This window comes from Polaromonas sp. JS666, from assembly GCF_000013865.1.
In the GTDB taxonomy this organism is placed as follows: domain Bacteria; phylum Pseudomonadota; class Gammaproteobacteria; order Burkholderiales; family Burkholderiaceae_C; genus Polaromonas.
Genome location: NC_007948.1, coordinates 967,701 through 982,915 on the forward strand (window position 1 = coordinate 967,701; position 15,215 = coordinate 982,915).

The 15,215-nt window shown below is 60.7% G+C and carries 17 protein-coding genes and 1 tRNA gene; 6 read left to right on the forward strand and 12 right to left on the reverse strand.

The window, feature by feature from the left end; all coding sequences use genetic code 11:
* Nucleotides 1-200 precede the first annotated feature (200 nt).
* Nucleotides 201-1,295, forward strand: coding sequence for a patatin-like phospholipase family protein (locus tag BPRO_RS04660; RefSeq protein WP_011481904.1), 1,095 nt, complete (start codon nt 201-203; stop codon nt 1,293-1,295).
* A 9-nt stretch (nt 1,296-1,304) separates the two neighbouring features.
* Here the strand turns inward: BPRO_RS04660 and BPRO_RS04665 are convergent, their stop codons facing one another.
* From BPRO_RS04665 to ltrA, 3 genes are all read right to left on the reverse strand, one after another.
* On the reverse strand, nt 1,305-1,970 hold the full coding sequence (locus BPRO_RS04665; protein WP_011481905.1) for a Smr/MutS family protein: 666 nt from the start codon (nt 1,968-1,970) through the stop codon (nt 1,305-1,307).
* A gap of 10 nt (nt 1,971-1,980) precedes the next feature.
* Nucleotides 1,981-2,655 (reverse strand): RadC family protein, encoded by a 675-nt coding sequence (gene radC / locus BPRO_RS04670; RefSeq protein WP_041388363.1) that lies wholly within the window; start codon nt 2,653-2,655, stop codon nt 1,981-1,983.
* Nucleotides 2,656-2,864: 209 nt separating this feature from the next.
* On the reverse strand, nt 2,865-4,574 hold the full coding sequence (ltrA, locus tag BPRO_RS04675) for a group II intron reverse transcriptase/maturase (protein WP_011481907.1): 1,710 nt from the start codon (nt 4,572-4,574) through the stop codon (nt 2,865-2,867).
* 1,009 nt (nt 4,575-5,583) lie between these two features.
* Between ltrA and BPRO_RS04680 the strand changes: the two genes are divergently transcribed.
* The 5 genes from BPRO_RS04680 (at nt 5,584) to BPRO_RS04700 (ending at nt 9,884) form a co-directional block, all read left to right on the forward strand.
* Nucleotides 5,584-6,057 carry an FKBP-type peptidyl-prolyl cis-trans isomerase gene (locus tag BPRO_RS04680; protein WP_011481908.1) on the forward strand — a complete coding sequence of 158 codons (474 nt, stop codon included), beginning with the start codon at nt 5,584-5,586 and terminating at the stop codon, nt 6,055-6,057.
* On the forward strand, nt 6,054-7,055 hold the full coding sequence (ispH, locus tag BPRO_RS04685) for a 4-hydroxy-3-methylbut-2-enyl diphosphate reductase (protein WP_011481909.1): 1,002 nt from the start codon (nt 6,054-6,056) through the stop codon (nt 7,053-7,055). The genes BPRO_RS04680 and ispH overlap by 4 nt, the downstream gene beginning before the upstream one ends.
* Before the next feature lie 8 nt (nt 7,056-7,063).
* Complete coding sequence (locus BPRO_RS04690; RefSeq protein ID WP_011481910.1) at nt 7,064-8,005, forward strand: threonine/serine dehydratase; 942 nt, start codon at nt 7,064-7,066, stop codon at nt 8,003-8,005.
* Nucleotides 8,006-8,179: 174 nt separating this feature from the next.
* Nucleotides 8,180-9,538: a serine--tRNA ligase gene (serS, locus tag BPRO_RS04695; protein WP_041388366.1), complete on the forward strand. Its 1,359-nt coding sequence runs from the start codon at nt 8,180-8,182 to the stop codon at nt 9,536-9,538.
* Nucleotides 9,539-9,796: 258 nt separating this feature from the next.
* Nucleotides 9,797-9,884: transfer RNA gene (locus tag BPRO_RS04700), tRNA-Ser, on the forward strand.
* A gap of 108 nt (nt 9,885-9,992) precedes the next feature.
* On the opposite strand, the gene BPRO_RS04705 is transcribed toward BPRO_RS04700, so the two are convergent.
* From BPRO_RS04705 to BPRO_RS04745, 9 genes are all read right to left on the reverse strand, one after another.
* On the reverse strand, nt 9,993-10,430 hold the full coding sequence (locus BPRO_RS04705) for a hypothetical protein (protein ID WP_011481912.1): 438 nt from the start codon (nt 10,428-10,430) through the stop codon (nt 9,993-9,995).
* A gap of 227 nt (nt 10,431-10,657) precedes the next feature.
* Nucleotides 10,658-11,278: a hypothetical protein gene (locus tag BPRO_RS04710; protein ID WP_011481913.1), complete on the reverse strand. Its 621-nt coding sequence runs from the start codon at nt 11,276-11,278 to the stop codon at nt 10,658-10,660.
* Nucleotides 11,279-11,293: 15 nt separating this feature from the next.
* Nucleotides 11,294-12,277: an ImmA/IrrE family metallo-endopeptidase gene (locus BPRO_RS04715; RefSeq protein ID WP_011481914.1), complete on the reverse strand. Its 984-nt coding sequence runs from the start codon at nt 12,275-12,277 to the stop codon at nt 11,294-11,296.
* A gap of 189 nt (nt 12,278-12,466) precedes the next feature.
* Nucleotides 12,467-12,661: a hypothetical protein gene (locus tag BPRO_RS04720; protein ID WP_041388370.1), complete on the reverse strand. Its 195-nt coding sequence runs from the start codon at nt 12,659-12,661 to the stop codon at nt 12,467-12,469.
* The gene (locus BPRO_RS04725) at nt 12,661-12,870 is read right to left on the reverse strand and encodes a hypothetical protein (RefSeq protein WP_157045726.1); all 210 of its coding nucleotides are present in this window, start codon (nt 12,868-12,870) and stop codon (nt 12,661-12,663) included. The genes BPRO_RS04720 and BPRO_RS04725 overlap by 1 nt, the downstream gene beginning before the upstream one ends.
* On the reverse strand, nt 12,867-13,184 hold the full coding sequence (locus tag BPRO_RS27905) for a carbohydrate-binding family V/XII protein (RefSeq protein ID WP_011481915.1): 318 nt from the start codon (nt 13,182-13,184) through the stop codon (nt 12,867-12,869). Before BPRO_RS27905 ends, BPRO_RS04725 begins: the two co-directional genes overlap by 4 nt.
* A complete protein-coding gene (locus BPRO_RS04735; protein WP_011481916.1) occupies nt 13,184-14,257 on the reverse strand; it encodes a phage major capsid protein in 1,074 nt (357 codons plus the stop codon). The genes BPRO_RS27905 and BPRO_RS04735 overlap by 1 nt, the downstream gene beginning before the upstream one ends.
* A gap of 72 nt (nt 14,258-14,329) precedes the next feature.
* Nucleotides 14,330-14,566: a hypothetical protein gene (locus tag BPRO_RS04740; RefSeq protein ID WP_232291493.1), complete on the reverse strand. Its 237-nt coding sequence runs from the start codon at nt 14,564-14,566 to the stop codon at nt 14,330-14,332.
* 60 nt (nt 14,567-14,626) lie between these two features.
* Complete coding sequence (locus tag BPRO_RS04745; RefSeq protein ID WP_011481918.1) at nt 14,627-15,043, reverse strand: hypothetical protein; 417 nt, start codon at nt 15,041-15,043, stop codon at nt 14,627-14,629.
* Nucleotides 15,044-15,215: the final 172 nt, after the last annotated feature.

Here is a 15,215-nt window from a genome sequence, read left to right on the forward strand (position 1 = left end):
CCCGAGGGGGCCGCTGCGCCTGCGGTCTGGCAAAGCCAGTCCCGCGGCCCCTGCTGGAGGGAAGGGCCCCCACGCTGGCTCGCTGCGTGTAGCTCCCGAGGCCTTGCAGGCTGCGGCTCGCGGGACGCTTCGCTGCGGCCTTTGACGCGCGGCCGCCGGTGCGATGACGTTCGCGCCACGGCAATGCGGCGGGTATGGGTATGAAGCCCCTCTACCTTGCCCTTTCGGGCGGAGGAATGCGCGCCATGGTCTTTCACTGCGGCGTGCTGAAATCCCTGGCGGAGCATGGGGCGCTGGAACACGTGAGCAAGGTCTCCACCGTGTCCGGCGGAAGCCTGCTGGTGGGCCTGCTCCTGCAGCTCAATGGCATGCGCTGGCCCACCAGCGATGAGTACCTCGAGGCGCTGTTGCCGAAGCTGAAGGACGTGCTGACACAGACAGACCTGCAAAAGGCCGCGATGCTGGCCATGCTGCGCCCGGCCAACTGGCGCTTTGCCCTGTCCCGCGCCAACGTGCTGGCTTCGGCCATTGGCAGCACCTGGGGTGTCGATGCCCTGCTCGATGAACTTCCCGCATCGCCGGTCTGGTCGATCAATGCCACCACCGCTAAAACCGGCAAGCGCGCCTGCATTGAAGGCGGCCAGTTGCGCGACTGGACACTGGGGTCCACCCCAATGAAGCGATTTCCGCTGCGCGACGCCATGGCCGTGTCAGCGGCCTTCCCCGGGCTGATAGGCCCTTACGTCCTGCAAGCCGACAGCTTCGACTGGGACCTGCCGATGTATGCATCGGGCGATGAGGCCCGGCCGGCGGAAGACCGCTTCGCCAGAATTCATCTTTACGACGGCGGTGTATACGACAACCTCGGGCTTGAGCCATTCTTTGATGCGGGTTTCGGCCCGAAGCCGAAAGTTGACGGCGTGATCATTTCGTCCGACGCAGGCGCGCCTCTGCCCAAAGGCTTCGATATGGGGCGGCTGAACCTGTTCCGGCTCAAGCGCGTGGCCGACATCATGTCTGACCAGACCCGGGCATTGCGCGCGAGAGGGCTGATGGCCTATGCGTCGAAAGCAAGCGGGCGCGCCGCTTATTTGCGGCTTGGCGCCACCGCCCAGGACATCGCCAGGCGCTCGGGCGCCGCATGCCCCGCCGGCCACTGGCTCGACAAGGAGCGCGTGAAGGCTGCAGCCGCGTACCCGACCTCGCTGAAAAAGGTGCCACTGCAGGCCTACGAGCTCCTTTTCAGGCACGGCTACGAATCCGCCGCCATCGGGCGTGCCGTGTTCGGGTTATGACAGGCTGCCTCAACCCTGCGCCAGCAACACCACCAGCGCCCCGGCGCCGCCTTCGGCCGGCCGGGCCTGCACGAAGGCCAGCACTTCCTGCTTCTGGATCAGCCAGCTCTGCACCTTGCCCTTGAGCACCGGCGTCTTGCCCGGCGAGCCCAGCCCCTTGCCGTGCACCACGCGCACGCAGCGCCAGCCGGTTTTGTGGGCGTCCTTGACGAACTGGGCCAGCGCCTCGCGAGCGTCTTCGCGCCGCAGGCCGTGCAGGTCGAGCTGGCCCTGGATGCTCCAGCCGCCGCGGCGCAGTTTGCGCACCACGTCCGGCCCCATGCCAGGCCGGCGAAAACTCAGGGCCTCGTCGGTATCGAGCAGGCTTTCCACGTCAAACTCGTCCGAAATGGCTTCACGCATCACGGCCAGCTCGTCGCGCTGCTGCTGCACCGGAATGGGCGCGGGCTGCGCCGGCGGCAGGCTGGCCCGGTGGCCCGGATTGCCGGGCAGGTGCCTGGCCGGCAAGGCCTTGACGGGGCCGACGGTGCGCGAGAAGAGTTCTTTTTCGGCTCTGGCTTTGGCCGCGGCGGCCAGGCGCGCGGCCTCTGCATCTGCCGCCAGCCGGGCGCGGGTTTCAATTTCCTGTCTCACGGCCTTCAGGTCTTTGAGACTTTTGATGGCGAGCGCTTTCATGAGCCGGACTTTATAGCAGTCCCAGCTCGGCCATCGACACCGCCTGGGTACTTGTCACCACAAAATGGTCGAGCACGCGCACATCCACCAGCGCCAGCGCGGACTTGAGGGTTTGCGTCAATGCCTCGTCGGCGCGGGAGGGCGTGGCGGCGCCGCTCGGGTGGTTGTGTGCCAGCACCACGCTGGCGGCGTTCAGCGCCAGTGCCCGCACCACGACTTCGCGCGGGTAGACGCTGGTCTGCGTCAGCGTGCCGCGAAACAGCTCTTCCAGCGCAATCAGCCGGTGCTGGCTGTCCAGGAACAGCACGGCAAAGATCTCGTGCGGCCGGCCGCCCAGCTGCAGCTGCAAATAGTCACGCACGGCCTGCGGCGTGGAAAACAGCGCCTTTTCCTTCAGTTCTTCGGCCAGCGCGCGGCGGGCCAGCTCCAGCACCGCAACCAGCTCGGCCCGTTTGGCCGGGCCCAGGCCCTTGATGCTTTTGAGCGCTTCGGGCCCGGTATGCAGCAGCCCGGCCACGCCGCCGAAGGTGTCCACCAGTTCCTGGCCCATCTGCAGCGCATTCTTGCCGGGCAGGCCGGTGCGCAGCAGCAGCGCCAGCAGTTCGGCATCGCTGAGGGCGGCGGGGCCGCGGGCCAGCAGTTTTTCTCGGGGGCGGGCGTCCTCGGGCAGGTCTTTCAGCAGCATGGGGGAAGGGGTCCGATCAGGGAGGGGGAGCGGGGCAAATCCGGCTTTTCTCCCGGACATGGCTTACTTTCTAGGAGGGTAGGGATACCATCTTTTGATGATATCCCCCCCGACGAACCGTGCTTGCGACTTTCACCGCACACGGCTCAGACACGACCCCTGGTTAGCTGACTTCATCGGGCTGCATAGCCCTCCATCAATTCACCAGATTAAAGTCCCCGTGCTGGGACCGGCTTGATAACCTTCAAACCTAGGGCGTGGACACGCCTGTGACAGATCGGGTGTAACAGCACCCGATTGGAAAGAGCATCACTCCCTCCTAGCTGCCGATAGACGATATGGTGGTCGTCCATGTTTTCATCAGCTATGTCTATTTCTTGCTCACAGAGAGCGCACTTACCACCTTGGTCGAACCACAGAGAGGCCCTTTGAGCGCTCCAAATGGTTTCACCCATTCGTTGCACTCGCAGTTTTTCCCCGTAGGTAACCCAGTCGGGGTGGAAAGGGTTGTAATCCCCCTTCACTTTGACGTGGCGAACAATTTTCATGTCCGCCAAGGAATACAGCGGAAGCGGTATTCTTTCGTCACCCCCAGATGGGTCATCTTGCAACCCCGCAAACAGGCGGCGTGAACCACACTGCTTCCAGTAATGGGCATACACCCACTTCCCGGATTTGCGGGGATGCGTGCGTAAACCCCAGCGCGTTAATCTCCAATAAATCAGGTGATCTACTTTGCTGAAAGTCTGCTTTGCAACCGTGCCCTTGTGGTACTGAGCCCAGCCTTTGAGGACTGGATTCAGGCGCTTTATCAGCGTTTCGGTTGGAAGTTTCGAGTCCGATTTGGCGATGATTTTCTTGACCTTGCCATAAAACGCTTTCACGTTTTTCTGACTCGGTTTGATGAGTAGCTTGCCCCCGTATTTGCGGAAGCTCCATCCCAGAAAATCAAAACCCTGGTCAATATGCACAATGCGCGTCTTCTCCGCGGACAGCGTCAGTCCCCGCTCGCGCAGGAATTCAACTATCCATGGTTGGACTGTGTTTTCAAGTAACTCTTTCGAGTCCCCTGTTACCACAAAGTCATCGGCATACCGAACCACGTTCACCTTCCCTTTCTTTGCCAGTGTGGTTCCCAGCTTTTCCCGCAGGAATTGCGTAAGCCCCGGTTCCAGCCCATTGAGGGTGATGTTCGCTAACGTCGGCGAAATGACGCCGCCTTGCGGCGTACCGTCATCCGTGCGCTGGAGCTGACCCGCGTCAACAACTCCAGATTTCAACCACTTGCGCAGCATCACTTTGTCCATGTGGACATTGTTCAGCAACCACTCGTGGTTGATGTTGTCAAAGAACCCTGAGATGTCCGCATCGAGTACCCATGTGGCTGACACCTTTCTGGATAAAGATACAAACAACTGAGACCGTGCATCATGTGTTGATCGGCCTTTCCGAAACCCATACGAGTTCGGATCGGACGCACATTCCACAGCCGGTTCCAGCGCAAGCAGATAAAGTGCTTGCATCGCTCGGTCCTTCATAGTCGGCATGCCCAGAGGGCGTTGCTTTCCGTCGGCCTTCGGGATATAGGCCCGCCTTAGGGGGCGAGCCCGATACCCTTTGGGGTTCAGACAACCTATCGCATTCCATTTCTTTGTTGGCGTGTCCCAAAGTACGCAATCGACGCCACTCGTTCGCTTCCCTTGGTTTTCCGTTACTCGCCTGACTGCCAATGCCTTGGCTTGCCAGGATCGGATCAGACTCCTTCTGAGTCTTGCGACCCTTCGGAAATCCTTCTCCGTTTCTGCCTGCGCTATGCGCATCTGCGCCTTTCCGACGAACTGCATGACGGCCTTCCAATCAATGGAGTGCCATTCACTTGATTCGCCCGGAGACGCAGCATCGTTGCCGATGTGTTCCATACCATTCTCCAGTGTGGTTTGACCCATTGAAGACGGCACTGACCCAGAGGGTCAGATACCCTCTGGGTCATAGTTAAAGTCGCAACGGCTTTACGCTGTCGCACCCTGAGCAAGTCAGCCAGCTTTCACTGCGGGGCAGAACCCCTATGCCATCCATTACAGATGGCCGTTCGCTTTTTGCTCAATCCTCTACCCCCTCCACCATGGCCTTTGATTACTCGCGGGTTGCCAACCCCTTGCGGGGCTGGCGGTGAGTGGGGCTTACCTCGTTTCCCTTTGTGTCCATCTGGTGGCGAACCAGAAGATGGGGTTAGGGACTCTCTTTCCGCCGGGAGTCATACGGGGAACGATGTGCAGCTATTGACCAGCACATCCCGACTCCGTGCCTTTTGGCCGCAGCTCCTCCCTTGCGGGAGAAACAAGTGTTAGCTGCTTACTGCTAACGGCGGTTCAGACGAGAGTTCACATTACATTTCCCTTACCCTTTACCTCGACAACCTTCCCATTTCTTGCTCATGGGATTGGGACTGATTTACATCAGGCTTATGTGCTTACGCACAGGTCGTTTACTCGCAGCTCCGCACCCCCGGATTACTCCAGACGCACGTGCGGTCGAGGTCACGTCGTTCCAGACGTGGTTTCAGTAGGAAACAAGACACAAAGAGCGGTGATCGCTCTCGACCAGTACCCTTGCTACAAATAAATTTGTAGCAAGGCGTAACAAAGCCTTTTCTTGCGAAAATATGTCTCTATTAGGCAACGAATTGCATCCCTTGGGGACGCAATTCACCATTCCCGCACCCCTGAGGGAGCGGGCTGGAGCAGCCAAATAGAGCCATTTGGCTGCTACAAAGTTAACCCCTTTTAAGGGGGCAGGATGGGACCTCCTGAGAGGGAAACCATCCACTGATATAGTCGGTCGATTGACCGAAATGAGGCGACGCGAGTCGCACCAATAGAGGCAGTTTACAAACAGTTGTTGGCCGCCCCCGCCGGCCCAGAGAGTTTTATGCCCCCCGTGGAAACCACCGCTCCCGCACTTGTCCAGCCCGGCTCTTTTTTGACGCTGCATTACCGCATGGCCGGCCCGGACGGCGCCGACATCATCAACACCTTTGGCGGCAAGCCGGCCACGCTGAGCCTGGGCACCGGTGAGTTGTCACCCGCGATCGAGCAGCGCCTGCTGGGCCTGCCCGAGGGCACGCGCACCACGTTCGAGCTGGCCGCCGGTGCGGCCTTTGGCGAGCGCAACCCCACCCTGGTGCAATGGGTGGCGCGCAAGCTGCTCAATGAGCTGGGCGACCCCGACGAGCAGTACAAGGTCGGCGATGTGGTGCAGTTCCCCACGCCTGACGGCATGGGGCAGTACGCCGGCGCCGTTCAGCAGGTCAAGGAGGGCGGCGATGCCGTGCAGTTCGACTTCAACCACCCGCTGGCCGGCCAGCCGGTGGTGTTTGAAGTGCAAGTGATTGGCGTTTTATGAATACCGCAGACAAACGGCTTGACGAAATCCTGCTCGCGGAGCCGCGCGGCTTTTGCGCCGGTGTCGACCGGGCCATTGAAATCGTCGAGCGGGCGCTCACCAAGTTTGGCGCACCGATCTACGTGCGCCACGAAATCGTGCACAACACCTATGTGGTCAACGAGCTCAAGGCCAAGGGCGCGATCTTTATCGAAGAGCTGTCCGACGTGCCGCCGGGCGCCACGCTGGTGTTCAGCGCCCATGGCGTGAGCAAGGCCATCCAGGACGAGGCGCGCGCCCGCGGCTTCCAGATTTTTGATGCCACCTGCCCGCTGGTGACCAAGGTGCACGTCGAAGTGGCCAAGCTGCACAAGGAAGGTTACGAGTTCATCATGATCGGCCACAAGGGCCACCCCGAGGTGGAGGGCACCATGGGCCAGCTCGACAGCGGCATCCACCTGGTGGAAGACGTGGCCGACGTGGCACGCATTACGCCCTCGCAAACCGAGCGGCTGGCCGTGGTGACGCAAACCACGCTGAGCGTGGATGACGCGGCCGAGATCAGCGCGGCCGTGAAGGCGCGCTTTCCGCAGGTGCGCGAGCCCAAGCAGCAGGACATTTGCTACGCCACGCAAAACCGGCAGGACGCCGTCAAGGTGCTCAGCCCGCAGGTGGACATCCTGATCGTGGTTGGCAGCCCGACAAGTTCGAACAGCAACCGTCTGCGCGAGCTGGCCGCCAAGCTGGGCACTGAGGCCTACATGGTGGACGATGCCAGCGAGCTGCGGGAGTCCTGGTTCGAGGGCAAGAGCCGCGTCGGTCTGACGGCCGGCGCCTCGGCCCCGGAGATCCTCGTCAAGCAGGTGATAGACCGCATCCGGGCGCTGGGCGCGGTCTCCGTGCGCAAGATGGACGGCATCGAGGAAACCATCAAGTTTCCGCTGCCCAAGGGCCTGAAGGTCGATGCCCAGGGCCACATGCTGGACGTCGGCGACAGCCAGCTTCATCAATTGACCTGACGCCGGCCATGACCAACCGCCATCAAATCGAGAACTGCCTGGGCGCGTTCAATCAGGATTACCGCCACTTTATTCGTCAAACGCCGCTGTGGAAACTGCCCGGCAAGGCGCTGGGCGTGGCCTGCGCGGAAGTCTGGCTCAAGCTGGAGCACCTGCAGACGGGCGGCAGCTTCAAGGCGCGCGGCATGCTCAACCGGCTGCTGTCCAATCCGATACCGCCCAGCGGGGTGATCGTCGCGTCGGGCGGCAATGCCGGCATTGCCACCGCGGCAGCCGCCAAAGAGCTGGGTGTGCACTGCGAGGTGTTTGTGCCTGAAGTGTCCAGCCCGGCCAAGCGCGCCCGTCTCGCCGCGCTGGGCTCCCGGGTCGTGGTCACGGGCGCGGCTTACGCCGACGCGCTGCAGGCCTGCCTGGCGCGCCAGCAGGAAACCGGCGCGCTGCTCACGCATGCCTATGACCAGCCCGAAGTGCTCACGGGGGCCGGCACGATGGCGCTGGAGATCGAGCAGCAGGGCGGCCTGCCCGATGCCGTGCTGGTCAGCGTCGGCGGCGGTGGCCTGATTGGCGGCGTGGCCAGCTGGTTTGAACAGCGCTCTAGAGTGGTGGCGCTGGAGCCTGAACTGGCGCCAACGCTGTTCAAGGCCCGCGAAGCCGGCGAGCCGGTGGACGTGGCCATCAGCGGCATTGCAGCCGACTCGCTGGGCGCCAAGCGCATTGGCAGCATGGCGTGGGACGCGACCCAGGCCCATGTGCGCGATGCGCTGTTGCTCAGCGACGAATCCATCCGGGCGGCGCAGTTGTGGCTCTGGAACGAACTGAAACTGGCCGTTGAACCCGCCGCCGCGTTGCCGCTGGCCGCGTTGCACAGCGGCCGCTACGTGCCGCGCACCGATGAAAAGGTCTGCCTCATCATTTGCGGCGCCAACCTGGACCCAGCGTCGCTTGTCTGAAGTTAAATTGGCACAAAAGGGGCTTCTAGAAATTCGATTGTCGGGATGCAGGGCAAGGCGCACGGAGCACAGGACACCGGAATGCACTTCGGTGCATGAGGATTCCGAGCACCGCGGAACGCCGCCATGCGCCCGAGAATCGGATTTATAGAAGTCCCGAAATACAATCCCCCCATGCTAGACATCAACCTGCTCCGCAAAGACCTGCCCTCGGCTATCGCCCGCCTGGAGATGCGCAAGAGCCCGCAAGCCTTCCTCAACGTGGAAGCGTTCCAGGCCCTGGAGGCCGAACGCAAAGCCCTGCAAATCCGCACGGAAGAGCTGCAGAGCCAGCGCAACACCCTGTCCAAACAGATCGGCCAGCTCAAGTCCAAAGGCGAGGACGCCAGCGCCATCATGGCGCAGGTGAGCGCCTCCAAGGCCGAGCTGGAGTCCTCCGCGGCCCGGCTCGACCAGATCCAGTCCGAACTGCAGGGCCTGCTGCTGGCGGTGCCCAATTTGCCGCACGAATCGGTGCCGCTGGGTACCGACGAGCAGGGCAATGTCGAAGTGCGCAAATGGAGCCCGATCGAAGGGCCGGGCGGCGAGCCGCCGGCCTTTGCATTCGAGGTCAAGGACCATGTGGACGTAGGCCAGCCACTCGGGCTGGACTTTGAGCTGGGCACCAAGCTGACGGGTTCGCGTTTTACCGTGATGAAAGGCCAGCTCGCGCGCTTGCACCGCGCCCTGGCCCAGTTTATGCTGGACGTGCAGACGCTGGAGCACGGTTATACCGAGTGCTACACGCCCTACATCGTCAACGGCGACTCCTTGCGTGGTACCGGCCAGCTGCCCAAGTTCGAGGGGGATCTGTTTCGCGTGGAAGCTGGTTTGGGTTTGGCGACTGCTCATGACGAGCAGATCGCGGAGTTGACCAAACGCTCTTTGTATTTGATTCCCACGTCGGAAGTGCCGCTCACCAACTTCGTGCGCGACGAGATCGTGCCCGAGGCGCAGCTGCCACTGAAATTCACCGCCCACACACCGTGCTTTCGCTCCGAAGCCGGCAGCTATGGCCGCGACACCCGCGGCATGATCCGCCAGCACCAGTTCGACAAGGTTGAAATGGTGCAGATCGTGCATCCGGAGAAAAGCTACGAAGCGCTGGAAGACATGACCGGCCACGCCGAAATGATTTTGCAAAAGCTCGGCCTGCCTTATCGCGTCATGTTGCTGTGCACCGGCGACATGGGGTTTGGCGCCAGCAAGACCTACGACCTGGAAGTATGGCTGCCGGCCCAGAGCACCTACCGCGAAATCAGTTCGATCTCCAACTGCGAAGCCTTCCAGGCGCGCAGGCTGCAGGCCCGCTTCAAGAACGCCCAAGGCAAAAACGAGTTCGTGCACACCCTGAACGGCTCCGGTCTCGCCGTAGGCCGCACCCTGGTGGCCGTGCTGGAAAATTACCAGCACGCCGACGGCACCGTCGAGGTGCCGTTGGTGTTGCAGCCCTATATGGGCGGCATGACGGTGCTTGCACCGTCGGCTGGGTAATTTCGGTGAAGGCCAAGCTTCGCGCAGTACGCGAAGCGCCAAGCAGCGTGGGGCCCTGTTTTTCCGCAGGGCCGCCCCAAGGAAAAATGCACCCCCTCGGGGGGCAGCGCATTACACGAAGTGAAAAGCGTGGGGGCCGATGTTTTTCCGCAGGGCCGCCCCAAGGAAAAATGCACCCCCTCGGGGGCAGCGCATTACACGAAGTGAAAAGCGTGGGGGCCCTATATACAGAGCCTGCTAGAATTGCGGCTCCACTCAGGAGAGGTGGCAGAGTGGCCGAATGTACCTGACTCGAAATCAGGCGTACTGCAAGGTACCGTGGGTTCGAATCCCACCCTCTCCGCCAGGGAATAAGTAAACACGGGGCCTAGCGCCCCGTTTTGCTTTCCGTTCCCACATAAATGCCCACTATCTGGGAAGTACCACGCGGTCAGCGTCCGCGCTGGGTTATCCGCTACTGGATAGTTGGCAGCGTCTTCTTAACGAGTGCAAAGTAGGCTTGTTGGGCCTTGTCCACGAGCTCGATTAAAAAAGACTTTTCGTCGACATTAGCCGTGCTGAAGGAATTGTTTGGGTCAGTGCGCACATTCCCCAGGCTATCAACGTACCAAAGTGCTAGCCGTTCTTTGCCGGTGTGAGCTGTCGCAGGGAGGGACACCTCCAAGAGAGTAGTAGGTCCATCTGCTAAGACAACAAATCGGAAGTCCAGTTCGTAGCGCATCCCTAGTGCTGACAGCTGGCCTTTGTCATCCTCAGCACGCGTAACCTTGATCGAAGGAAAGTATTCGGTGTTGAAAGCAACTTTCGCCGTCTCAAAGAACTGATCGACCTGCTTCTGGTGGTTCTTGAAGCGATTTTCGTAAGAAGCCAATTTTTGCGCGAGTTGAGACACAGTACGCCCCCTTTGAATTGCAGAGCGCCACAGTATTGCACGGCGCCCTGAAGGAAATAACGGCCAATAACGAGCAGTGGAACAAGAGTTTGACCACTCAGAGGTAGGAACACGAGGCGGCGCGGACGGCGGCGAATGGGCGTAAAAAAGCCCGCTCGGGGCGGGGCTGGCATAAGTTACAACGGATAGAGCGCCGCGATTGGCCGGTTCTGCTAATTCAGCGAGCCTTAGACTGTCTCAAACTGAAGCTGTTGCAGCCCAACCCGCAAGGTTGCCAAGTGCTCGCTAAGCACTGTCCTCGCTAGCTCCTCGGATCCACCTAGCGGGAACGCCCTCGAGATGACGCCGTCAACTTGCTGACCTGCGAGCTTGGCCCATTTGTTGTTGATGCGTGCCTGCACGATGCCGAAGCCCCTCTTTTGCAATAGGCCAAGCACTATAGCCTCGAAGCAATAGATGGAAGTCTCCTCGAGCCGAGTCTTTAGCTGAGCATCCCCGAAAGAAAGTGCCGCCACTTGGTCGAGTGCTCGTTTGTCTCCAGTCACCAAGTGCTTCACGCGCTGGTCATCACAAAGAATGGCTAAGAGCTGTTGCTCTCCAACGTCCAGATTCGAGAACCGTTCAAGAGTGGCAACGTTCGCGGCTGGAATTCTCTTCACCTTCGCCATGAATTGCTCGACGTTCCCTGCAGCCGCGGGGGCCTTGGCGAGCTTACGCTTAAGCATCTGTGGAAGCGCCGGGAGTACCCAGACCTCGTTAGGCGGGCATTGCAGGTACTGAAGGAATTCGAGAAGCAACTCGCAGCAGGCGAGCTTATGGACGACATCGGTGTCCGACAGAATTATCATCGGGCCTACGGAACGCTAATCGGTATAGCCAGTAGCGACCTTCAAGAGATCTAGCTGATCCTCTGAAACCAAATCGCGGTCAATCGCTCGGAAAAATGCCCCATTGATCACGGCGTTGCCCTGCGAAGGCTCGCCCAAGTCGGCCAGAGCGATTGCAGCCATCGCGTAACGATCTTGGTTATGCCCAAAATTCGCGATGATATGTCCGGCATCAACGCGCATTTCCTTGCCCTTGGCAACCGCAGCCTTGTGCAAAACATGCCCGCTCTTGATAACGCCGCCAGCACGGTAGCGAATGTCAGAACCATTCAAAAGGCAGATCGCGTATGCGTCGGCTTCCTTCTCGTCTGCATCGCCGCTGCTGCTATCGATCTTCTCGTCGGCTACAAAACCATCTTGTGCCAGGTGGTTCTTTGCGATATGCCCAAGTTCGTGCGCCAGATGGAAAAGCAAGTGTGCAGGGTGCCCCCTCTTGCTCAGGACGATTGCGAAACGGCCACCGTCTCGCACCACTAATCCCGTCATCTTCTTGCCCGGAAGCTTTTCAATATGAAGGACGGGGATACCTGCGCTGATGCACCACTCCAACAGAGAAATTAGGCTCACACACTGGTGCTTAACAAGAATGACCTTGCGCAAGTCCGACGGATTGACCGGAACCTGCTTCTGTTCGAGCCGATAAGCCTGCAACGCCAACCGAGAGATGCCAGTTGCGTAATTTGCACTGACGGAAACGGTGTCTTCCGAGACGTTCCGGCTGAGCTTGAACTTCCGCAAGCTGGCACGGAATGCGGGCGGGGAACCCTCATCGGCCAAGCTTTGCAGCTCAATATTGAATGCACGGGACAAGTAGAGCTGGGCTTGTTGGAGCCCAGCCGGGTCGGAGGCAACCTCATCCTCCCACCAAGCAGGCAACATTTTTTTGGCGAATGCGGGGGGTATGCCTGCCGAGTCAAGCTTCTTAAAAAGCCCGCGCATAGGTGTATTAGCGGTAGCCATGTTTCGGTAGATCGTCCTTGGCCTGCGGGTGTTCCGCGATGCTCAGGTTAACCATATATTGTAGCCACTTGCGCTTTATAGCAGTATTGGAGGTTGGATGGGGGTTCTTGTCCCATGATTTTTCCAGATGCGGCTCCTCTGCAACGCTTATCCAACGCTACGTTCCGAGATCATTGCCCGCACGCGCCGCTACTGCTCTTGCAGGCGCAGCCACTCACGCGCTTCGTCAATCGTGTGTAGCTCAGCCAGATTCGAGCCGCGAGAAAACAACCGAACGTGCGGCCGTCCCTCGGCTTTCAGTGTTGGCGAGAAAAACGCCAGCACACCGATGCGGTGCGCTTCGGCTGCGAGCTGCGCCTCGGGCGAATCGGCTGGGCGCGGCATCAGTCGCAGTACCTGATCTCGCCGTCGTCGATCTGCACGCCGGTGCGGCCGCCGGCCAAGTCGTACAGCCGAATGCGTTTGCCGTCTTCGGCGATGGCGTCAGAGTGCAGGCCGATCACGTCAATCGGTGCGACAACATCGCATAGGCCCAGGCCGTTTCGAAAATGGCGAACGAACTCGGCCAGGTCGTTATCTGTCAATGCGTTCATTTCGCGTCCCTCCCACGCTTCACCGCCAGCGTCCAAGCAGGGCCATCACCAGGGCGGCAGGCCGTTTTGTAATTGCAATGCCATAGAGAGCCGTCGTGCGTGACGAATCGCCCCTTGTCGTAAACCTTGCCGGTTTCGTGCGGGCCGTCATAGCTGAAGGGCTGCTTCTCGATTTCGATCAGGCGCGCGCTCAGCACTTTGAAGGCTTCGTGCTGCTCTTTCAGCTTCGCCGTGAGCATCTCGGCCACTTTGACCAACAAGCCCAGGGTTACCGGCGATTTCGAGTCTCGCAGTTTCGGATCGTCCAGTTCCATCAGTTCGCTCCATAGGGAACATGGGTGATGACCACGGCTGCACCTGGCCGGCCAAGCTCCCACTCGATGTGTCGCTCTGCCTTGATCCCGGTGGACTCGGTTTGCCAGAGGGGAACGAGGGTTGTAGCGGCGGTCGGCGTGGTGCCATCGCCCGTCGGCGTAGTGTCCATTTCCACGGCGCCCTCGTTGCTTTGGCTCAGGGTCACAGCGCCCTCAGCAATCAGGACTGAGCTGGCGTCGATGAGGGTGATCGTGGTGCCGTCCGTGGTGATCTCGACGCTTTCGCTAGTCAGGAAGGGCAAGCCGGCCAGCTCGCCGCCGCGTGCGCCTACGTTGCAGGCCACTCCCAACGAACCATTCATGAGCCCGATTGCCGCGCCGGCCCGGGGATGGGCGACCCAAACCGCGTTGACCAAGGAGCCCGTGAAGGCTTCGAGTGCGTTTGCGATGTCCGCTTTGAACGCTGCAGCATCGGTGCCCGAGGCGGCGATTGCGGGTGCCCCGTAGGCGATCCCGGCCGGCATCTTCCCTGCTACACCGGCGTTCAGGTAATCGATGAAGGCCAGGTCGGTGGCTGTCGCCACTGCCAGGGCCAGGTCGCCGCGCAATATGTTGTCGCCACCGGCCGCTTCCAGTAGGTCGTTGCTGACCACTACCAGCGCTCCGACGCGCATGCGGGCCTCGAGCTTCGTTCGATCAAATGCCATGGAGCTCAGCGGAGTAGCCCGGCCTTGGGCGACCCAGTAGCCGGTCGCTCCGCTGCTCTGTTTCACCACGGGCGCATTCACTGGAACCCGTCGCAGGTTCTCCATTCGCCCGATGATGGTCAAAGGCTTGACGATTTCAAGGAATTCAGCGACCGCCGACTGGGCTTCGAGCTCGCTGCCCCAGGCACCGCTGGCCGTGCTGCCGCCCGCAACCGCTGCGCGCACGATGGTGGCCACCTCGCTGGTCTTGCCCCACCGTGTTTCAGCGATGCGCAGTGCGCCGACAGGTCCCGACGCGTCCTTTTGCGCCAGTAAGTTGCAAATCAAGGCGCGCACGATTGCACTGCCGCGTGGTGAGTATTCCATGGTGTCCTTTCGTTAATCTATGCGTCTATTGGGCCGCCGTGCGCCGCGGGAGTCCATGACGATGGATGACGTTCAGTTGCCCCAGGCGCCTCTTTTTTGCTCGATCCACAACGCGAGGTCGAATAGCCGATAACTGACCTTGCCGCGCCCAATGGGAGCGCCGTAGGCTTCAGGCGCGCGCCCTTCGTGCCGCATGTTTTTCAGCCCGCCGGCAGTTATGCCCAGCAGTTGCGCCGCGTCCTGTTCGCTCACCCTCTCATCGATGCTCACGAAAGAGCCTGCCTCCCGGCACTTCGCCTGCAGCAGCAAATGCGTGGCTTCAGCACGAGCTTTCAAATCATTCGCGGTGTCGAATGCGTTGTGCAAAATTCAGCCCCGCGTGTGCCGGCCGTGGCGCGAGAAGCGGTTGCCGCCTGGCGTGTCTGGCCCGCTGGGCGGCACCTTGCCCTGAGAAACCGGCGTCAGTCCGAAGTCGTTTATCAAATTGCGGTACTGGGCTTGCAGGGCTGCCGTCGGCGGTATGCCGGACGCCCACGATTGCGCCAGACGGCCGAACAGACAGCACGCGTGCGCAAGCGGGCTCAGGCTTGCTTCGGTCAGCAGCTTGTTCGCCACCAGAATGAGCGCCAGCCGGTTCCATTCCTTGACCGCGTGGGCATTGACCAGCCAATCGGGTGCGGCCGGCACGGTGGCCACAGGTGGCAGCGTTGCCACTGGCGCGGCCTTGCTCAGCCGCCTAGATCCAGTGATTAGCTTGAGAGAATCGGGTTTTCCAGGGTTAGGCATGGTCAAAATTCCAAAAATCTGATGCAGGCTTGTAAAAAAAAAGCTGTCGGTACGGTTTACATGCTGGTCGGCCACAAACCTCTGATGCCCGCCCCGGGGGGCTACTCCAGCGGCCACCCGTCCAGGCCATTTGAATTACCTGCCATTTGATTTCCAATTCAAAAGGGGAATT